The 18,814-nt window shown below is 74.2% G+C and carries 14 protein-coding genes; 10 read left to right on the top strand and 4 right to left on the bottom strand.

All coding sequences use genetic code 11. The annotated features are described in order from the left end of the window. Positions 1-4 precede the first annotated feature (4 nt). Together AB0G35_RS01615 and AB0G35_RS01610 are read right to left on the bottom strand one after the other, a co-directional pair. A complete protein-coding gene (locus AB0G35_RS01615; RefSeq protein WP_360941915.1) occupies positions 5-334 on the bottom strand; it encodes a hypothetical protein in 330 nt (109 codons plus the stop codon). A gap of 293 nt (positions 335-627) precedes the next feature. Beyond that, positions 628-1,320 (bottom strand): FadR/GntR family transcriptional regulator, encoded by a 693-nt coding sequence (locus AB0G35_RS01610; RefSeq protein WP_360941912.1) that lies wholly within the window; start codon positions 1,318-1,320, stop codon positions 628-630. A gap of 554 nt (positions 1,321-1,874) precedes the next feature. On the opposite strand from AB0G35_RS01610, the gene AB0G35_RS01605 reads away from it, so the two are divergent. The 6 genes from AB0G35_RS01605 (at position 1,875) to AB0G35_RS01580 (ending at position 12,246) form a co-directional block, all read left to right on the top strand. After that, positions 1,875-3,248 carry a hypothetical protein gene (locus AB0G35_RS01605; RefSeq protein ID WP_360941909.1) on the top strand — a complete coding sequence of 458 codons (1,374 nt, stop codon included), beginning with the start codon at positions 1,875-1,877 and terminating at the stop codon, positions 3,246-3,248. A gap of 200 nt (positions 3,249-3,448) precedes the next feature. Next, positions 3,449-4,477, top strand: a complete 1,029-nt coding sequence (locus AB0G35_RS01600) for a glutamate ABC transporter substrate-binding protein (RefSeq protein ID WP_360942091.1) — start codon at positions 3,449-3,451, stop codon at positions 4,475-4,477. Between the two features lie 321 nt (positions 4,478-4,798). Further along, positions 4,799-6,091 carry a hypothetical protein gene (locus AB0G35_RS01595; protein WP_360941906.1) on the top strand — a complete coding sequence of 431 codons (1,293 nt, stop codon included), beginning with the start codon at positions 4,799-4,801 and terminating at the stop codon, positions 6,089-6,091. Next, positions 6,088-8,727, top strand: a complete 2,640-nt coding sequence (locus tag AB0G35_RS01590; RefSeq protein ID WP_360941903.1) for a tetratricopeptide repeat protein — start codon at positions 6,088-6,090, stop codon at positions 8,725-8,727. The genes AB0G35_RS01595 and AB0G35_RS01590 overlap by 4 nt, the downstream gene beginning before the upstream one ends. A gap of 1 nt (position 8,728) precedes the next feature. Next, positions 8,729-10,240, top strand: coding sequence for a protein phosphatase 2C domain-containing protein (locus AB0G35_RS01585; RefSeq protein ID WP_360941900.1), 1,512 nt, complete (start codon positions 8,729-8,731; stop codon positions 10,238-10,240). A gap of 722 nt (positions 10,241-10,962) precedes the next feature. Beyond that, on the top strand, positions 10,963-12,246 hold the full coding sequence (locus AB0G35_RS01580) for an FHA domain-containing protein (protein ID WP_360941897.1): 1,284 nt from the start codon (positions 10,963-10,965) through the stop codon (positions 12,244-12,246). 935 nt (positions 12,247-13,181) lie between these two features. Here AB0G35_RS01580 and AB0G35_RS01575 read toward each other — a convergent pair. Both AB0G35_RS01575 and AB0G35_RS01570 read right to left on the bottom strand, forming a co-directional pair. Beyond that, positions 13,182-13,463 (bottom strand): Lrp/AsnC ligand binding domain-containing protein, encoded by a 282-nt coding sequence (locus AB0G35_RS01575; RefSeq protein ID WP_030415457.1) that lies wholly within the window; start codon positions 13,461-13,463, stop codon positions 13,182-13,184. Then, on the bottom strand, positions 13,460-14,140 hold the full coding sequence (locus AB0G35_RS01570) for a rhomboid family intramembrane serine protease (protein WP_360942088.1): 681 nt from the start codon (positions 14,138-14,140) through the stop codon (positions 13,460-13,462). The genes AB0G35_RS01575 and AB0G35_RS01570 overlap by 4 nt, the downstream gene beginning before the upstream one ends. Positions 14,141-14,478: 338 nt before the next feature. Here AB0G35_RS01570 and AB0G35_RS01565 point away from each other — a divergent pair, with 338 nt between their 5' ends. The 4 genes from AB0G35_RS01565 to AB0G35_RS01550 all read left to right on the top strand — a co-directional run bounded on the left by AB0G35_RS01565 (position 14,479) and on the right by AB0G35_RS01550 (position 18,796). After that, complete coding sequence (locus tag AB0G35_RS01565; protein WP_030415459.1) at positions 14,479-14,718, top strand: hypothetical protein; 240 nt, start codon at positions 14,479-14,481, stop codon at positions 14,716-14,718. Positions 14,719-14,735: 17 nt separating this feature from the next. Then, positions 14,736-16,109, top strand: coding sequence for an NYN domain-containing protein (locus AB0G35_RS01560; RefSeq protein ID WP_030415460.1), 1,374 nt, complete (start codon positions 14,736-14,738; stop codon positions 16,107-16,109). Between the two features lie 313 nt (positions 16,110-16,422). Continuing rightward, positions 16,423-17,448, top strand: coding sequence for an NlpC/P60 family protein (locus AB0G35_RS01555; protein WP_360941888.1), 1,026 nt, complete (start codon positions 16,423-16,425; stop codon positions 17,446-17,448). 289 nt (positions 17,449-17,737) lie between these two features. Then, positions 17,738-18,796 (top strand): NlpC/P60 family protein, encoded by a 1,059-nt coding sequence (locus AB0G35_RS01550; RefSeq protein ID WP_360941885.1) that lies wholly within the window; start codon positions 17,738-17,740, stop codon positions 18,794-18,796. Positions 18,797-18,814 lie beyond the last annotated feature (18 nt).

Here is an 18,814-nt window from a genome sequence, read left to right as displayed (position 1 = left end):
CCGCTCAGCTCACCCGTACCCCATCCCCCCGGCGGGTCTCCGTGCGTTCGCCTGGGGCCAGGGCGAGGGGTGGAGGTAGGTCGTTCGGGTGTGCGGTGGCAGGGTGGGCGTCGTTGCTCTCCGTGAGGATGGTGATGGGGTGGGTGGTGTCGTTGATGATGACGGTCGGGGTGCCGTCGGGGCGGTGGTCGAGGGGATAGGTGCCCTGCGGGTCGATATATGTCGTGGCGCCGATGGTGAGGAAACCGCTGGCCAGTTGGGTGTTCGGTAGCGACGCCGGGCCGGGCCGCGGGCGCTTGGCGAAGGGCTTGAGGAGTGGGCGGATGCGGTGCATGGTGACCTCCGGGTCTTGGGACGCGGCGGTCAGGTCGTCCGATTCCGCGCCTCCAGGGCTCTTCTTTCGTCACTGAGAGTAGTCGAAGGAGGGTGCGGGTGATAGCGGCGCGTGGGGCAAGGAGGGGGCGTGGGGGTGAGGTGTGCGCGCCCTGCGTACGGCGACCGCGTCGTTGAGGGCGACTCGGCCGCCGAGAAGCGTTCAGCCGCCGGGAAACGTCCAGCCGCCGAGGACGGAGCTCGGCCCTTGGGAGGAACCCGGCCAACCGAAGGAGCCCGGCCCTCCGGAGCCACTCAGTCGTCGAGGGGAAGGGCCAGGTCGCGTACGTGGCCGGCGAGGAGGAGGACGGCGGCGTCGACGGCGGCCTGCGGGTCCTGGGCGCGAATGGCGTCGGCGAGCCGGGAGTGCGGGTCGGTGGGGGCCGCGGTGGCGGTGTCGAGGCAGGCGGCGCGGCGGAGTTCCGCGCGCAGGGCAGCGCTGAGGGAGCGGTAGATGTCCGCGAGGACGGGGTTGGCGCTGGCCTCCGCGACCAGGACGTGGAACTCCGCGTCGGCGGCGGTGAAGGTCTCGGCGTCACGGGCGGCGAGCGCAGCCTTGCGGCGCGCCAACGCGGCCTCGATACCGGCGAGTTGGGCGTCCGTACGGTTCTTGGCGGCCTGGCGGGCGGCGACCACGTCGAGGCCCTGGCGGACCTGGGTGACGTGGCTGAGCTCGGCGCGTTCGAGGCGGCGGCGGAGAGCCACCGCGCTGTCGTCGTCGGAGATCACGAAGGTCCCGTCGCCCTGCCGGGGTTCGAGCAGGCCGGAGTGGACGAGCGAGCGGACGGCCTCGCGGACCGAGGCGCGGCTGACTCCGAGGGACTCGGACAGGGCGTTCTCGGGCGGGATGCGGCTGCCCACCGGCCAGGTGCCGTTCACGATCTGGGAGCGGATCTCGTCGGTCGCGGTCTCCACGAGCGACACCCTGCCCTTGCGCACGGGCTGCATGAGATCACTTCCCTTCGGGTGGTGGACGGTGGTTGTCGGAGGGACGGTGGTTGTCGGAGGGACGGTGGTCGCCGGGGGGACGGTGGTCGCCGGGGGGCGGTCGGCCGAGTGGCGGTCGGCCCGGCGGGGAACGGTCGGGGGCGGTCGGGTGGTGGGCAGTCGGTCCGGGTTGGTGGGCGGGTCGGTCCGGGTCGGTGGGCGGGTCGGGGCCCGGCGGCGGCAGCCTCGTACGTGACCGCCTGGCTGTTCCGGTCCGATGTCTGGTGTTCCGGAGTCCGTGCTGGTCATGATGGTGCGCGGGCCCCGGCCGTCACTTTAGTGCGGGGGCGGCCCGCCGGGGTCGTGCGCCGGTCCGCCGCTGCCGCCGGCTCGTGGGACCGCTGTGCGCCGGTGGCGAGGGCGATCGGGGCAAGATCGAGCCAATCGCGGTGTGCGTGTCGGTGGCGGCGGACATACTGCTGCCCATGCACCGGTCCTTGTCGTGAGCGCGTACGGGCGCCGCGCAGGGCGGCCGGTGGCGTGTCAGCGACCCAGGGGGAGGATCTGTGTCGTCCGTGCCGACCAGCAGCGTGGCGCCGCCCGCTCCGGCGCGCCGTCCGGCCTGGGCCGAGGGGCTGGACGAGCTGCGCGCCGCGGCGACGACCGAGCCGGGGCGGCTGCGGGTGATCGGGGCGGTGCTGGCGCTGCTGGTGCTGGTCTTCGGGGCGGCCGCGGCGTGGCAGGTCACGGACCGGGCGGCGGCCGCGGACGACGTGGTGGAGCGCAGCCAGCCGCTGACCGCGGACGCGGCGAGCATCTACCGGTCGCTGGCGGACGCCGACACCACGGCCGCCGGCGGGTTCCTGGCGGGCGGGAAGGGTGATGCGGCGACCCGGCAGCGTTACGGCCAGGACGTCGCCACCGCGGCGGAGCTGCTGACGAAAGCGGCGCAGAGTGCCCGTGGTTCGGACGGTGCGGGCGAGCAGATCGCCCGGCTCAACCGCCGGTTGCCGCAGTACACCGGCCTGGTGGAGACGGCGCGGGCGAACAACCGGCAGGGGCTGCCGCTGGGCGGGGCGTATCTGCGGTATGCGAACGAGCAGATGCGGACGGAACTCCTCCCGGCCGCCCGGGCGTTGTACGAGGCGGAGTCGGACCGGCTGGCGGCGGATTACGCCGATGCGAAGGCCTGGCCGTGGGCGGCGCTGGCGGCGGGGGTGCTGGCGGTGGTCGCGCTGGGGTGGGCGCAGCGGCGGCATTACCGGCGGACGAACCGCGTGTTCAACCGCGGTCTGCTGGCCGCCACGGCGGCTTCCGTGGCGGTGTTGCTGTGGCTGGTGGTGGGGCAGGCGGTGGCGCGCGCGGGGCTGACGGAGTCGTACGAGCACGGCGCCCGGTCGTTGCGGGTGCTCAATGAGGCGCGGATCGATGCGCTGCAGGCGCGCGGGAACGAGAATCTGACCCTGGTGGCGCGCGGCGCGGTGCTCACGGATGATCAGCAGGACTTCTACGAGGCCGGTTTCCGCAGCCGGATGACGGATCTGGCGGGGGCGGGTGAGCGGGGTCCGGCGGCGGCGCGCAGCCGGTTGGGGGCGGCGCTCGCGCTGGCGGACGACGAGGCGGGGCGGACGCCGGTGCGCGCCGCGCTGGTGTCCGTACGCCAGTGGCAGGTGCGGCACGCCGAGGCGCGGACGGCGGACGAGAAGGGGGAGTACGAGCGGGCGCTGGCGAAGGTGGTCGGCGGGACGGGCTCGACGGGCGAGTCCTTCGACCGGGTGGCGGCGGGGCTCTCCCGGGCGCTGGTGCACGAGCAGGCGGAGTTCCGTACGGCGGCGGACGCCGGCCGGGGGGCGCTGGACGGGCTGGCGGTGGGTGCCGGGGTGCTGGCACTGGTGGGGGCGCTGGGCGCGATCCTGGGTATCGGACGCCGGCTGGCGGAGTACCGGTGAGCGGGGACGTGCCGGTGGGCGGGAAAGTACCGGTGGGCGGCGAACGACCGGTGGACGGCCGGGTACCGGTCAACGGCCGGGTACCGGTCAACGGCCGGGTACCGGTCAAGGGCCGGGTGCCGGTGGGCGATGACGGACCGGTGAGCGGGAAAGTGCCGGTGGGCGGCGGGGCAGCGGGGAGAAGGCGTGGTGAGGGGGGCATGAGCGTGCGGGGGCGGGTGCTGCGGAATCTGCGGGCCGTCCTGGCGCCGGTCGCGGCGGGCATGGGGGTGATGGCGGCCGCGGCGGCGGTGCTGGTGCCGACGCTGGCCGGCGGGGTCGGGAGCGGTGCCGCGGGCGGCGGCGCGGGCCGGGCCCCGTCGCCCGTGGTGACGCACCGGGCGTACGGGCCGGCACCGGCCCGGTCCGCCGCGGCGGGGTGCACGCCGCAGAACGCCGCGGAGAGCCTGCGGCCGTCGTCGGACGAGGGGCCGGCGGTGGCGCGGATCAAGGAGCGGGGCCAGCTGGTCGTCGGGGTGGACCAGAACACCTACCGGTGGGGCTACCGCGATCCGGCGACCGGGAAGCTGGCGGGCTTCGACATCGATCTGGCGCGGGCGATCGCCGCGGACATATTGGGGCCGCAGGCGAAGGTGGTGTTCAAGGCGGTGCCGACGAACCAGCGGATCCCGGCGCTGCGCAAGCGCCGGGTCGACATGGTGGTGCGGACGATGACGATCAACTGTGCGCGCAAGAAGCTGGTGGCGTTCTCGACGTCGTACTTCCAGGGTGGGCAGCAGGTGCTGGCGCCGAAGGCGTCGGGCGTGAAGGCGTTCGACGATTCGCTGCGCGGCAAGCGGGTGTGCACGGCGGCGGGTTCGACGGGTGAGGCGGAGCTGGCGGCGCGGCCGCACGGTGCGAAGGTGCTGAAGGTGCCGAACCAGCTCGACTGTCTGGTGCGGCTGCAGCTGGGCCAGGCGGACGCGGTGGTCACGGACAACGCGCTGGCCGCGGCGCAGGCGGCGCAGGATCCGAGGGTGGAGCTGAAGGGCCGGCCGTTCACGGACGAGCCGTACGGGGTGGCGATGAACGAGGCCGACACGGATCTGGTGCGCCGGGTCAACAAGGTCCTGGACGACTACCGGGCCGGCGGGGCGGCGGACGGTCCGTGGATGCGGGCGTACCGCAAGTGGCTGAAGGCCGATCTGCCGGACATATCGGGTCCGCCGTCGCCGGAGTACAGCGACTGACTTCCCCGCGCACTCCCCCGCGCACCGCCCGGCGCACTGCCCCGCGCACTGCCCGGCGCGGTGTCCTGAGCGCCGAAACCGGCCCGCGGCGTCAACGACAGTCTGCGTTGTCGCAGACGCCCCGGAACGTCAACAACGGCCCGGCGAAAGTCAAGAGGCCCCCGGGAGCGGTGTCACCCGCCTGATCGCCCCACGCGGTGCCCGTTGCCGTCACTATGGAAAGCGGACAGAACAGGAGGCGGAGGGAGCCGGACCGCAGCAGCCGCGCGGACTCGGTCGCAGCAATCGCCGTGCAGCGTACGCGTATTGGAGAGGTGATCGATGGGGGTCCCTGGACCTGGCCCCGGTTCCACGGGGAGTTCCGATGCCCCGGTGCTGGGCCTGGAGGAGGTGGACCGCGCCCTGGCACGGCTCGGCGCCGAGCACGAGGCGATCGAGACCTCGCTGCTGGCGCTGCAGGACCATGCGGGGCGACGGCTGCTGGAGGGCGCGGATCTGTCGGGCACCACGAAGGAGCGCTGGGCCGGCGCCGAGCGGTCCATCACCGTGCTGTGGGCGCTGTTCGACGCGTACACGGGGGCGTTGGCGGCGGCGCGTGAGCTGCGGGCGCGGCGGCGCTGGCCGTCCCCGGAGGACCTGGCGGCGCTGACGGAGCTGCTGCACGGCGCGGGCGTGGCGGTGCCGGGAGTGAGCGGGCCGGGTGAGCGGTACTCCCTGGAGGAGCTCGTTGCGCGGATGAACGGGCTGTACGCGCGCTCACTGGATGTGATCGTGGCGGCCGACGCGGTGTGGTCGGCGCTGCCGGCGCGGATAGACCTGCTGTCGGCCGAGTTGCAGCGGACCCGGTCGCTGGCGCATTCGGTGGGGGTGCGGCCCGGTGAGCATCCGGCCGGCGACGACCTGGAGCGGATCACGGGCGAGCTGGCGCGGCTGCGGGCGCAGGTGATCGCCGATCCGCTGGCTTTCTGGGTGTCGTCGTCGACGGGCAGTTCGGCGCCGGGCGGCGGGCGGCCGGACACCGCGCGCTACGACCGTGCGGCGCGGGCGCTGGAGGACATCCGGCGCGAGGTGGCGGCGGTGCTGGACGTCCGGCAGGACGCCGAGCGACGGCTGATGCGGCTGCGGGACGTGCTGTCGCGGGCGGACCGGACGCTGACCGAGGCGCGGCAGGCGCGCGGCGAGGTGCTGGCGAAGATCGCCGCGTCGGAGGTGCCGGCGGTCAGCGGCCCGTCGACGGCGCTGCACGAGCAGCTGGCGGCGGCCGCGGAGTACCGCCGGCGGGCGCAGTGGCACCGGCTGTCGCCGCTGCTGGACAGCCTGGAGGAGCGGGCCGAGGACGAACTGCAGCGGGCCCGTGAGTCGTTGACGGCGGTGACCGCGCCGCTGGCCGTACGGGCGGAGCTGCGCGGCCGGCTGGACTCCTGCCGGGCGCGGCTGGCGCGGCACGGCCTGGCGGAGGATCCGCTGCTGGTGGAGCGGTACGACCTCGCGCGGCGGATGCTGTGGAGCGCGCCGTGCGATCTGCGGGCGGCCGAGCAGGCGGTGTGGCGCTATCAGCAGGCGGCGGCGGAGGTGCTGGTTCCGCAAGTGCCGGAGAGCAAGGGGGATTCGTGACGGAGCGGGCCGGCGAGCGCTGCCAGCGGCGGGACTGCGCGGGCGGTTACGAGGACGTCGGCGGCGGTGAGCGGTACTGCGACGTGTGCGGGCTGCCGCCGGTGGTGTCGCCGGACGGGCTGCTGGCGGCGCCGCCGACGGGCGTGACCGGCCGGGCGTTCGCGGCCGGTCCACAGGCGCGGGAGGCGGCCGGGGCGCTGCTGACCGTGCCCTCCCCCGGCCCGGGTTCCGGTGCGGGGACGTCCGGGCAGGTCCCCGGGTCGCGCCGGCCGGTGTCGCGGCGTTCGGTGTCCGGGCGGCTGCCGCGCGAGGGGTCCGGCGGGGCGGCACCCGGGGTGGCGGCGGTGTCGGTGCGCGGTACCGGCGGCGGGGCGTCGTCCGGGTCGGCGCGGGGACGGCTGGGCGTGGGACTGGTGACGGTGCCGCAGGTGCCGCGGCCCGATCCGCGGACGGCGGTGCTGACGCACCCGGAGGTGCCGGAGCGCAAGCGGTTCTGCAGCCGGGCGGACTGCGGTGCGCCGGTGGGCCGGGCGCGCGCCGACCGGCCGGGCCGTACGGAGGGCTTCTGCGGCAAATGCGGCCATCCGTACAGCTTCGTACCGAAGTTGCGGCCCGGGGACATGGTGCACGGCCAGTACGAGGTCGTGGGCTGTCTGGCGCACGGCGGGCTGGGCTGGATCTATCTGGCGATCGACCGGGCGGTGTCGGACCGCTGGGTGGTGCTCAAGGGACTGCTGGACACCGGCGACGAGGAGGCGCTGGCGGTCGCGATGTCCGAGCGGCGGTTCCTGGCGGAGATCGAGCACGCCAACATCGTGCGGATCTACAACTTCGTGCAGCACCTCGACCGTGTGACGGGCAGTCTCGACGGCTACATCGTCATGGAGTACGTCGGCGGCAAGTCGCTCAAGGACATCGCCAACGACCGCCGCACCCCCGAGGGGAGGCGCGATCCGCTGCCGGTTGCGCAGGCCTGCGCGTACGGCATCGAGGCGCTGGAGGCGCTCGGGCATCTGCACAGCCGCGGCTACCTGTACTGCGACTTCAAGGTCGACAACGCCATCCAGCAGCACGACCAGCTCAAGCTGATCGACATGGGCGCGGTGCGCCGGATGGACGACCACGAGAGCCCGATCTACGGCACGATCGGCTACCAGGCGCCGGAGATAGCCGCTCTGGGCCCGTCGGTCGCCTCCGACCTGTACACCGTCGCGCGCACCCTCGCGGTCCTGACCTTCGACTTCCAGGGCTACACCAACGTCTTCGCCGACTCGCTGCCCGATCCGGACCACATCGAGGTGTTCCGCACCTACGAGTCGTTCTACCGGCTGCTGGTGCGGGCCACGGACCCGGACCGCGACCGCCGGTTCGGCTCGGCGCAGGAGATGGCCGAGCAGCTGACGGGGGTGCTGCGGGAGGTGGTGGCGGTCCGGTCGGGCGAGCCGCGGCCGGCGCTGTCGCAGCTGTTCGGGCCGGAACTGCGGGCGGCGGACACCGAGCTGCTGGCGCCGCAGGAAGGTGACAGTTCGCTGCTGGGGGCGCGCGGCGCGGCCCCGGACCGGACCGTGGCGGCGGCGGGTGCCGGGCCGCTGCTGCGGCCGCTGGACGTGGCCCGGGCGGCGCTCGCGCTGCCGGTGCCGCGGGTGGACCCGGGCGACCCCGGCGCGGGGCTGCTGGCCGGGCTGCTGACCGCCGCCCCGGCCGAACTCCTGCCCGCCCTGCGCGCCGCACCCGTCGCCTCCCTGGAGGTACGGCTGCGGGAGCTGCGCGCCCATCTGGAGAACGGCGACGCCGCAACCGCCCGGGCCGTGCTGGACGAGCTCGCACACCCGCCCGCCGGGCCGTGGGACACCGCCGTACGGTCCGCCGACGCGTACGGTGGCGGGCCCGGCGACGCGTACGGTGGCGGGCCCGGCGACGCGTCCGGTGACCGGGGCGCCGACTGGCGGGTGGTGTGGCACCGCGGTCTGGTGGGGCTGGCGACCGGCGACCGGGAGGGCGCGGCGCTGGCCTTCGACGCGGTCTACGACGCGTTCCCGGGCGAGCCGGCGCCCAAGTTGGCGCTGGGCCTGTGCGCCGAGCTGCTGGAGCAGTGGGACAACGCGGTGGAGTACTACCGCCTGGTGTGGGCGACCGACCGCAGTTACGTCAGTGCCGCGTTCGGGCTGGCGCGGGTGCGGCTGGCGGCAGGTGACCGGGCGGGCGCGGTCGAGGCCCTGGAGTCCGTCCCCGCCTCGTCCATCCACTACACCGCGGCGCGGATCGCGGCGGTCCGCGCCCGGCTGCGGCAGCGCCCGCCAAAGGACCCGCTGTGGCCGGACCTGCGGGCGGCCGCCCAGCAGGTCGAGGCGCTCGCGGACTTCGGCCTGGACGCCGGGCGGCGGGAGCAACTCGCCACGGAGGTACTCGGCGCGGCCCTGGACTGGGTACTCTCCGGGAGCCACGGTGCCCGGCCGGACGGTACGGCGGCCGGCGGCGGACCGCCGGTGCTGCTCGGCAGCCCGCTGGACGAGCGCGGGCTGCGGTTCGGCCTGGAACGGTCGTACCGTCTGCTGGCGCGGCTGGCGGAACGTGGTGAGAGAAGGATCGAACTGGTGGAACGGGCCAACCGCTTCCGCCCCAGGACATGGGTGTGACATGGGTGTGACTGGGCCGTTCCGGTGTGCGGGCTGCAACGAGCCGTACGAGGCGGCGGACAGGGTGTGCGGGCGGTGCGGTGCCGCCCTGCCGGCGGCCTCCAGGGCGTCGGCGGCACCGGCGGCACCGGCGACCGCGCAGCCGTCGGAGGCGCCGGATGCGCCGGGTGCGCCGGGTGCGCCGGGGACTGCGGAGCCTGCGGAGTCTGCGGAACCTGCGGAGTCTGCGGAGTCTGCGGAACCTGCGGAGTACGAACTGGCGCCGCCCGCGCCGCCGGTGCCGCCGGTGCCGCCGCGGCCCCCCGTACCGCCCGCGCCGCCTGTGCCGTCCGTGCCGCCCGCCGACGGCTCTCCGGCCGGTCCTCCGCCGCCCGACCCCGGCACCCGTCTTCCGGCGGTGGACGCGGCTCTCCCGGCCGGCCCGCCGGCCGATCCGCGGGTGGCCGGGTACGAGGCGGTCGCCGACGCCGCGGCCGGGGCGCACACCGAAGGGGCGGGCGCAGCCGGGGTGGACGGGGCCGGTGCGGCCGCCGCGGAGGAGACGCCCTTCGATCCCCCGTCGGAGCGGTCGCCGTTCGACCCACCGTCGGGCGGCTCGCCCTTCGATCCGCCGCCGGCTCCGGCACCGTCCGTCGCCGCACCCGCACCGGAGACCGCCCCGGAGACCGCCGTCACCGGACCGGAACGGGACCACATGGAGCGGGAACTGGCGGGCATCGCGGCGGTCAGCGACCGGGGCCACCGCCACCACCGCAACGAGGACTTCTTCGCGCTGCGGGCCGCCGCGCTGCCGGACGGTGCGCCCGCCGTGGTGGCCGTGGTCTGTGACGGGGTCTCCTCGGCGACCCGCCCGGACGACGCCTCCCGGGCGGCGTCCGAGGCGGCCGGCGAGGCGCTGGCGGCGTCGCTGCCCCACGGCACCCACCCCCAGCAGGCCATGCACGAGGCCGTCCTGACCGCCTCCGCCGCGGTGGACGCGCTGGCCGCCGACCCCTCGATCGTCCACGACGAGCACCGCCAGCAGAACGCCCCGGCCTGCACCATCGTCGGTGTGCTGGTCGGCGGGGAGCTGCTGACCGTCGGCTGGGTCGGCGACAGCCGCGCGTACTGGATCCCCAACGACCGTACGGCGCCGCCCGTCCGGCTCACCGAGGACGACTCCTGGGCCGCCCAGATGGTCGCCAACAACCTGATGTCCGAGGAAGAGGCCAACGCCGACCAGCGGGCGCACGCCATCACCGGCTGGCTGGGCGCCGACGCCTACGAGGTCGAGCCGCACACCGCGTCGTTCAAACCGGACGGCCCGGGCGTCGTGGTGGTGTGCACGGACGGGCTGTGGAACTACGCCGACTCCGCGGAGCAGATGGCCGCGGTGCTGCCGTACGACGCGCCGGCCCGGCCGCTGCCCGCCGCCCGGGCGCTGGTCGCCCACGCCCTCGCGGGCGGCGGCCACGACAACGTCACCGTGGCGGTGGTGCCGTTCCCCGCACCGACCACGCCCCAGCGGGACTGAACCACCACAAGTCGGCCATCGGGGAGGGACGACGGCTTATCGGAGGTTCGGCGCGAATCCGGCTGTGGAACGGTGACTTCGGGCGGTGTTGACCGACCGTCCGGCGTCGCACGGAAGAAGGAGGGTGCGAAACTCCTTGCGAAGGTGGTGGGCGTCGTCCGTGCGACGCCCGGTACTGTGCGACGGAAGGCGAAGGATGCCGGGGTAGGCGGGACGACTCCCGCCGCACGCGCCACGCGCACCGTTCGCGCGACGAAAAAAGCGACAGAGAACCACGATCAGTACCGAGCAGTACCAGCGAAGCAAAACGGTACGGAGGGGGAAGAACCGACATGCCGACCTGCCCGAACGGCCACCAGTCGGTGGCCGAAGACTGGTGCGAGGTGTGCGGCCAGCGGATGCCGGGTGCAGTCCCCCCGCCGCCCTCCCTGCCTGCCGGCTTCCTGAACACACCACCGCCCGCCCAGCCGACCGGCCAGCCCGGTCCCCCGCAGGGCCCCCCGGGCCCGCCGCCCGGCGCCCCCGGTCCCGGACCTGGCCCCGGCCCGGGCGGACCTGACCCGCAGGGCCCCCCGGGCGGTTACGGCTTCCCGCCACCCGGCCCCGGCGGCCCCGGCGGTCCCGGTGGGCCTGGTGGACCTGGCGGTCCCGGCACCCAGGGCGGCCAGGGCGGCTACGGCTTCCCGCCACCGGCGCCCGGCCCCGGCGGACCCGGCCAGCCGATGCCCGGCCCCGGCGCCCCCGGCCTCGGCCAGCCGATGCCCGGCCCCGGCGCCCCCGGCCTCGGCCAGCCGATGCCCGGTCCCGGACCCGACCAGTCCGCTCCCGGCGCACCGGGTGAGCCGTGCCCGCAGTGCCGTACGCCGCGTGACGGAGCGGCACCGTTCTGCTCCGAGTGCCGCTACAACTTCCTCACCAACTCCCCGATGTCCTACGCCCCGCCCGGCGCACCCGGTCCCGGTGGACCTGGTGGACCTGGTGGACCTGGTGGCCCCGGCACCCAGGGCGGCCAGGGCGGCTACGGCTTCCCGCCGCCCGCACCCGGCCCCGGTGGCCCCGGTGGCCCCGGCCAGCCGATGCCCGGCCCCGGCGGCCCGGACAGCCAGGGCGGTGGTTACGGCTTCCCGCCGCCGCAGCCCCAGCAGCCACAGGCCCCGCAGGGCATGCCGCCCGGCCCGGGCCAGCCCGGCCCCGGTGGCTTCCCCGGCCAGCCCGGTCCGCCGCCCGGTATGCCCGGCCCCGGCCCGGCCGGACAGCCCGGCCCGCCCCCGCCGCAGCAGGCCGACGACTGGCCCCTGAGCCCGCCCGCCGCCCAGGGCGCGCCGCCGCCGATGGCGCCCGCGCCCCCGGGCCCGGGCCCGCAGGCCCCGTTCGAGCAGCAGCCGCCCGCGCCGTTCCCGCCGCAGCAGCCGGGTCCGTACGACCAGCAGCCAGGTCCGTACGACCAGCAGCCCGGCCCGTACGACCAGCAGCCGCCGGCCCCGTTCGAGCAGCAGATGCCGCCGCAGCAGGGCCCCGGACCGGACCAGCAGTGGAACGGCGGCCCCGGCCCCGGCCAGGGTCCCGCCGCACCGCCGCAGGGTCCGCCGCCGGTCGTCGGTGACGGCTGGGTGGTGGCGATCGCCCCGGACCGCGAGTACTTCATGGCGATGATGAGCCGCAGCGGCCCGGAGGCGGCGGGGCTCAACCTGCCCTCGTACTCCCCCGAGCAGGTGCTGCCGCTCGCCAACGGCCAGCTCGCGGTGGGCCGCCGCCGCAACAGCACCGGCGAGTCCCCGGACATCGACCTGGGAAGCTCGCCGGAGGACCCGGGCGTCTCGCACCAGCACGCACTGCTGGTGCAGCAGCAGGACGGCAGCTGGGCGGTGGTGGACCAGAACTCCACCAACGGCACCACGATCAACCTCGCCGAGGACCCGATCCAGCCGTACGTACCGGTGCCGCTCCACGACGGCGACCGGGTACACGTGGGCGCTTGGACGACCCTCACGGTCCGCCGGGGCTAATCCCTCCCACGTACCCGTCTGTCCCGCCGCGGGTGTTTCTCGCCGTTGTGCGCTGTGCGGCGCCGCGTACGTTGTCGGCTGGCCCGCCGTGGTGGTTTCTCGCCGTGGCGCCTGCGGCGGGCGGGGTGTTGTCGGGTGCGGTGACGGTCCTCCGGGGCCTGGTGTGTGGACTGCTTCGCTTTACGTCCACGCACCAGGCCCCTCCGGCCCGTCCCCTCCCGTGTGTGGGGTGGGAATGCGGTGTGTGGGGGTGGGCGTTGGGGCATGCAAGGGGGCTTGCGGTCCCGTAGGGGACGCTCGAACAGATCCCGTAAGGGGTGCGAGGGCCCCTTGCGGGCCTCAACTCGACGGGCCGGGGCGGATATTCCCGATACTGCACGACGCGACGTACGGCATGAGGCGACACACGACACGAGGCGCCACACGAGGCCACGTACGGCACGGGGCGACGGTACGACGTGAGGCGCGACGTACGGCACCACACGAGCTACAGCTGAACGACAACGCTCGCCCCCATCCACCCCCACCCCCCCCTCACGGGAGGGGACAGACCGGAGGACGAAGTCTGTAGGGCTGTCACCGCACCCGAAAACATCACGCCCGCCGCAAGGCGCCACGGCGAACAAGCCCGACGCCGGGACGGAGGCGTACGTACGCGGCGCCGCACAGCGCGCAACGGCGACAACTCCCGCGGCGGGACAGTCAAGTACCTACGCGCCGCCGCACAGCGCGCACCGTCGAGCAACCCCCGCGGCGGGACAGCCCCAAGTACCTACGCCGCGCCGCAAAGCGCGCAACAGTGAGAGCCCCACGGCGGGAAAGCCAGCCACGTACGCCGCGCCGCAAAGACGTACGCCGCGCCGTAAAGCGCAACCGCGAGGCACCACCACGGCGCTGCAGCCGAGTACGTGGGGAGTGTGAGGCCAAGCGCAGCGCTACGCGTCGAGCCCGATGGCGAACGCGGCCTCAAGGTCGTGCTGCGAGTACGTGCGGAACGCGATGTGCGTCTCGGTGGAGGCGACGCCGGGGATCTTGCTGATGCGGCCGGGGATGACGTCCGCGAGGTCATCGTGCTTGGCGACGCGGACCATCGCGATCAGGTCGTGCGCGCCGGTGACGGAGTAGACCTCGCTGACCCCCTCCAGCGCGGCGATCTTCTCGGCGATCTCCGGGATCTGGTCCACGCTGGTCTTGATGAGCACGATCGACGTGATCACGGCTGGCTCTCTCCCTCATTCGCCCGGACGTTCCCGCTGGTGGACCCCACACTATCCCTCCGGTAGCGCAGCCATGCGTAGAGGAAGCCCAGGGCGAAGCCGATCACGTGGGCGAGGTAGGCGACGCCGGGGCCGTGGGGGTCGTCCTGGGCGGCCTGCCATTGGAGGAAGAACCAGAACAGCAGGACGGCCCAGGCGGGGAAGCGCAGCGGGAGGAAGAAGAGGAAGGGGAAGACGCTGGTGACCCGGGCCCGGGGGAAGAGGTACAGGAAGGCGCCGAGGACGCCGGCGATCGAGCCGGAGGCACCCACCAGCGTCTGGCCCGAGTCGGCGTGCGCGGCCGCGTAGCCGAGCAGCGCCAGGTAGCCGATGATGAGGTAGAAGGCGGCGAACGGCAGCCGGCCCATCCGCGCCTCGGCCATGCCGCCGAAGACGTAGAGAAACAGCATGTTGCCGAGCAGATGCAGCCAGCTGCCGTGCACGAACAGCGCGGAGAGCGGGGTGATCAGCGCCCGCAGGGAACCGCTCCACAGCTCCACGGGGACCACGCCCCACCGCTCGAAGTACGCGGTCTGGGCCCTGAGCAGCGCGTCGCCGGTGCCGTACGTCCGGTTCAGGCCCGATGCCGGGCCGATCACGAAGACCGCGCAGCACAGGGCGATCAGTACGTTCGTCAGCCGGGAGAACACCGCGGCCAGGTACCGGGCCGGATGCGGCGGGCGGCGGAGCGGGCCGGGGGAGCGCGGCGTGCGGAAGAAGAGCCAGGGAAGGGAAGGACGAGAAGGGCGGGGTGAACGGGGTGGGGGAGCCGGCGCCGTCATGAAGTGATCATGGCGTAATGCGGGCAATCGGGACAGAGTGCCTCGCCGGGTCCCGGCTCCCGGGCAGCGCCCCACCCGCCCGCCATCAGGCCGTAGGGTTGCAGGCAGTACTTTGCCTACTTCCGCAGTCCGACGGCGCACCGCGTGAACGGCGCAGCAGCACGAGACCGACGAGCACGAAAGAGGACGACACGATGGCTGTTCCCCTGCCGACGGCCGAAACCCGGTGGCGCTGCACGCTGTGCGGCAACCTCACCCGTTTCGATGTGACCCGCCAGGCCAAGGTCGTGGAGTACGTCCACCTGGACCTGGCCGGCGAGCCCAAGGTGGAGGAGCGCGAGGTCCTCAGTGAGAGCATCGAGTCCGTGCGCTGCCGCTGGTGCAACGCGGTCGACCAGATCGAATTGGTGGACCGGCCGGGCGCGAGCGCCTGAGATCGGAGCGATCAGCCGTGGTGGACCGTCCAGAAGGGGAGCCGGGGGCCGAGCGTCATGACGTACCCGAGGGTGCGGCGGACGAGGTGCTCGACCGACCGCTGCCCGAGGGCGTACGGCGCCGCGTCGTGGCGCTCACCGCGGAGTCGTTCGGCGCGCTGACCGTCGCCGAACTCCCGCCCCCGCTGCGGCAGTACGCCCGGTTCACCCCGTCTCGTCGGGCGAAGTTCGCCGGGAACGCGATGGCCGCGGCGCTGGAGAGCGACGCGGTCTTCCGGCAGCGGATCGCGGGGAAGCTGCGCGAGGCCCAGCCGGAGCTGGCCGAAGCGCTGGAGAGCGGCACCCCGCCGGCCGCCGCCGATCCGCTGGACGTCGCCGCGGCCGCCTACGTGCTGCGCCCGGACGGCTGGGTGAAGCTGGTCGCGGCGGCCGGCGAGGAGGCGCAGCGGGCGCGCGACGAGCGGGCCGGCGCGGAGGCCGAGCAGGAGCTGGCCCGGTTGCGCGAGGAGCTGGCGCAGGCGCGCGGTGAGGCCCGTACGGAGACCGAGCGGATCCGGGGCGATCTGGAGGCCGCCCGCCGGGAGAACGAGTCGCTGCGGCGCAAGCTGCGCAGTGCGCTCAGCGACGTCAAGCGCGGCGAGGCGGCGGTCCGCAAGGCAGAGGCCGCACTGGTCGAGGCGCGGGACCGGGCGGCGACGGAGAAGACCGCGGCGGACAGCGAGGTGCGCCGGCTCAAGGCCCGGATCGCGGAGGCCGAGGCGGCGCTGGAGACCAGCCGGCGGGCCGCCCGCGAGGGGCGCAGCGTCGAGGACATGCGGCTGCGGCTGCTGCTGGACACGGTGCTGGACGCCGCCCAGGGCCTGCGCCGCGAGCTGGCGCTGCCGCCCGCCAGCGTCCATCCGGCCGACACCGTCGAGGCGGTCGCGCCGGGCCGGATGACGCCGAAGGACATCGCGACGCGTGCGCTGTCCGAGATGGACCCGGCGCTGCTGGATCAGCTTCTGGCGCTGCCCCAGGCGCATTTGGTGGTGGACGGGTACAACGTCACCAAGACCGGCTATCCGACCATGCCGCTCGACAAGCAGCGGCTGCGGCTGCTGGGCGGGCTCGCGGTGCTGGCGGCGCAGACCGGCGCGGAGATGACCTGTGTCTTCGACGGCGCGGAGCTGGCGGCTCCGGTGCTGCTGGCGCCACCGAGGGGCGTACGGGTCCTTTTCAGCAAACCGGGCGTAACGGCCGATGAGTTGATTCGTCAGCTGGTACGGGCCGAACCGCCCGGCCGGCCGGTCGTGGTGGTCTCCACGGACCGCGAAGTCGCGGACGGCGTGGCGAAGGCCGGCGCCCGCCCGGTCGCATCGGCCTTGCTGCTCAAGCGACTTGCGCGTACCTGACGCCGGACCGGCAGTCCTTTCCGGCCGGAAGCCGTGCGCTTGACGTGCCTGACCGCTCCGTATCTGAGCGTCAATTGACGCTTACTGGCTGTGTGATGTTGGTAAAGAGTGGGGCTGGTGGCGCAGATTTTTCCCGTGAGGATTTGAAGCGATCACAGCTCGGTCATTAAGGTCAGGGCCCGAGCCTTCATTAAGGTGATCATCCAACCGGGATGAACAGTGAAGGTACCGCCGAGTCCGCAGCGTTCCCGCGGAGCCGGGGTTTCCCACCCCCCACCCGGTAGGCGGCTGGAGGAAGAAGGAGCTCGCCCCCGTGGCGTCCCACCGTCGACCCAAGCAGCCGAGCCGTACTCGCGTCACCGTGCTCACCGCCACCGCCGCGGCGGCCGTCGCCCTGTCGTCCCAGGTCGCCCAGGCCGACCCCCACCAGTCGAAGAAGGACGTCAAGTCCGAGGTCGACAAGCTCTACAACGAGGCGGAGCAGGCCACCGAGAAGTACGACGGCGTCAAGGAGCAGCAGGACAAGCTCCAGAAGGAGGTCGACGACCTCCAGGACAAGGTGGCCCGTGGGCAGGGCGAGCTGAACCAGCTCCGCAAGAGCGTGGGTGCGGTCGCCTCCGGCCAGTACCGCAGCGGGTCCATCGACCCCTCCGTCCAGCTGTTCCTCTCCGGCGACCCGGACAGCTACCTCGAAAAGGCCGCCACCCTCGACCAGTTGAGCGGCAAGCAGGCCGAGCAGCTCAAGGTCATCGCGGAGAAGCAGCGCCGGCTCGCCCAGGAGCGCGCCGAGGCCGCGGCCAAGATCAAGGACCTCGCCGACACCCGCAAGGCGCTCGGTGAGAAGAAGGACGAGATCAAGGGCAAGCTCGCCAAGGCGCAGGCGCTGCTCAACTCCATGACCGCCAAGGAGCGGGCGGCCATGCAGGCCAAGGAGGACCGCGCCAACCGCAGCAACGAGCGGGTCAACCTCGGTGACGACGTGCCGGCTTCGCAGCGCGGTGCGGCCGCCCTCGCCGCCGCCCAGTCCAAGATCGGTTCGCCCTACGTCTGGGGCGCCACCGGCCCGTCGTCCTTCGACTGCTCCGGTCTGACCTCCTGGGCCTACGCACAGGCCGGCCAGTCGCTGCCGCGCACCTCGCAGCAGCAGGCCAACGCCGGCACCCGGATCGCCTCGCAGAGCGCCCTCAAGCCCGGTGACCTGGTGCTCTTCTACAGCGACCTGCACCACATCGGCCTCTACGCCGGCAACGGCACGGTGCTGCACGCCCCCAAGCCCGGTGCCTCGGTGCGCTACGAGTCGATCAACAACATGCCGTTCGCCTTCGGCGTGCGGGTCTGAGAACGCGCGGGGCCACTGTTCACCGGTGTGATCAATGCGCCGGTGTACGGGTCTGAAAAGCCTCACAAACCTCTCAACCTGCCGCCCGAACGGGCGAATTGCGGCCTCCACCGCTGACCCGGCGCCCCGCCGGTGACCTGCACAGTCACCGGCGGGGCGGCTTTTTGCGTACGAAATGGGGTCTTTGGCCGGTGTGGACCGGCGCCGTTACTGTCTGCCCTCGCAGCATCCGGTCACCGACCGCCCTCCCGGGCGGCAGGGGCTGCACTTGGGAAGGAGTGCGGCTCCCGTGGCGTCCCACCGCCGTACCTCGCAGCACGGCCAGGCCACCCTCGCCGGGGTCACCGTTCTGTCCGCCGCCCTGGCGACCGCGGCCGCCGCGCTGTCGGCACCGCCGGCGTCCGCCGACCCCGCCGCCCACCCCGCCGCCGGCCGGGAAGCGGCCACCGCCCGGGTCGACGCCCTCTACGCGCAGGCGGAGCGGGCCACCGAGAAGTACAACGGCGCTGAGGCCCGGACCAAGGAGCTGCGTGCCGAGGCGGCCGACCTCCAGGACCGCACCGCCCGCGCCCAGGAGCGGGTCAACCGGATGCGCGGCCGGCTCGGTGCGCTGGCCGCCGCCCAGTACCGCGCCGGCGGCATGGACCCGGCCCTGAAGCTGATGCTCTCCGAGCGCCCCGACAGCTACCTGGAGAAGGCCTCCGCGCTGAACCGGCTCGGCCGCCACCAGGCCGGTCGGCTGCACGAACTGCGGGCCGCGCAGCGTTCCCTGGAGCAGCAGCGCCGGGAGACCGCCGCCAAGCTCGCCGAGCTGGAGGCGAGCCGCACGCAGGTCGCCCGCCACCGGAAGGACGTCCGGCGCAAGCTGGCCACCGCCCAGCGGCTGCTGAACGCGCTGCCCCGCGCCGACCGGGAGGCCTGGCAGCGCGCCGCCCGCAGCGAGGGCCGCACCGAGGCGGTGCCCGACCCGGCCGGGGCGGTCCCGGCCTCCGGGCCGGCCTCCGGGCGGGCCGCCGCGGCCGTCGCCGCGGTACGCGCCGCGGTCGGCTCCCCGTACGCCTGGGGGAGCGCCGGCCCCGGCGCCTTCGACTGCTCCGGACTCACCCAATGGGCCTACCGCCGGGCCGGCGTCTCGCTGCCCCGTACGTCACAGGCCCAGCGCGGCGCCGGGCGCCGGGTGCCGCTCGGCCGGATCCGGCCCGGGGACCTGGTCATCTACCGCTCGGACGCCAGCCACGTCGGGATGTACGTCGGCAACGGCCGGGTCGTGCACGCGCCCTATCCCGGCGCCCGGGTGCGCTACGACCCGGTCGGGATGATGCCGATCTCGGCCGTCACCCGGCCCTGAGCACCGCTTCCTGCGTTT

This window comes from Streptomyces sp. NPDC021749 (assembly GCF_040640655.1).
Classification (GTDB): Bacteria; Actinomycetota; Actinomycetes; order Streptomycetales; family Streptomycetaceae; genus Streptomyces.
The sequence above is the reverse complement of the archived record's forward strand: the minus strand, read 5'-3'. Positions and strand labels throughout refer to the sequence as shown.

Bases quoted from the DNA above. Each gene is read 5' to 3' on its own strand.
- AB0G35_RS01565 (WP_030415459.1), top strand. From the start codon at position 14,479: ATGGCTGTTCCCCTGCCGACGGCCGAAACCCGGTGGCGCTGCACGCTG.
- AB0G35_RS01580 (WP_360941897.1), top strand. From the start codon at position 10,963: ATGCCCGGCCCCGGCGCCCCCGGCCTCGGCCAGCCGATGCCCGGCCCC.
- AB0G35_RS01610 (WP_360941912.1), bottom strand. From the start codon at position 1,320: ATGCAGCCCGTGCGCAAGGGCAGGGTGTCGCTCGTGGAGACCGCGACC.
- AB0G35_RS01595 (WP_360941906.1), top strand. From the start codon at position 4,799: ATGGGGGTCCCTGGACCTGGCCCCGGTTCCACGGGGAGTTCCGATGCC.
- AB0G35_RS01600 (WP_360942091.1), top strand. From the start codon at position 3,449: ATGAGCGTGCGGGGGCGGGTGCTGCGGAATCTGCGGGCCGTCCTGGCG.
- AB0G35_RS01585 (WP_360941900.1), top strand. From the start codon at position 8,729: ATGGGTGTGACTGGGCCGTTCCGGTGTGCGGGCTGCAACGAGCCGTAC.
- AB0G35_RS01615 (WP_360941915.1), bottom strand. From the start codon at position 334: ATGCACCGCATCCGCCCACTCCTCAAGCCCTTCGCCAAGCGCCCGCGG.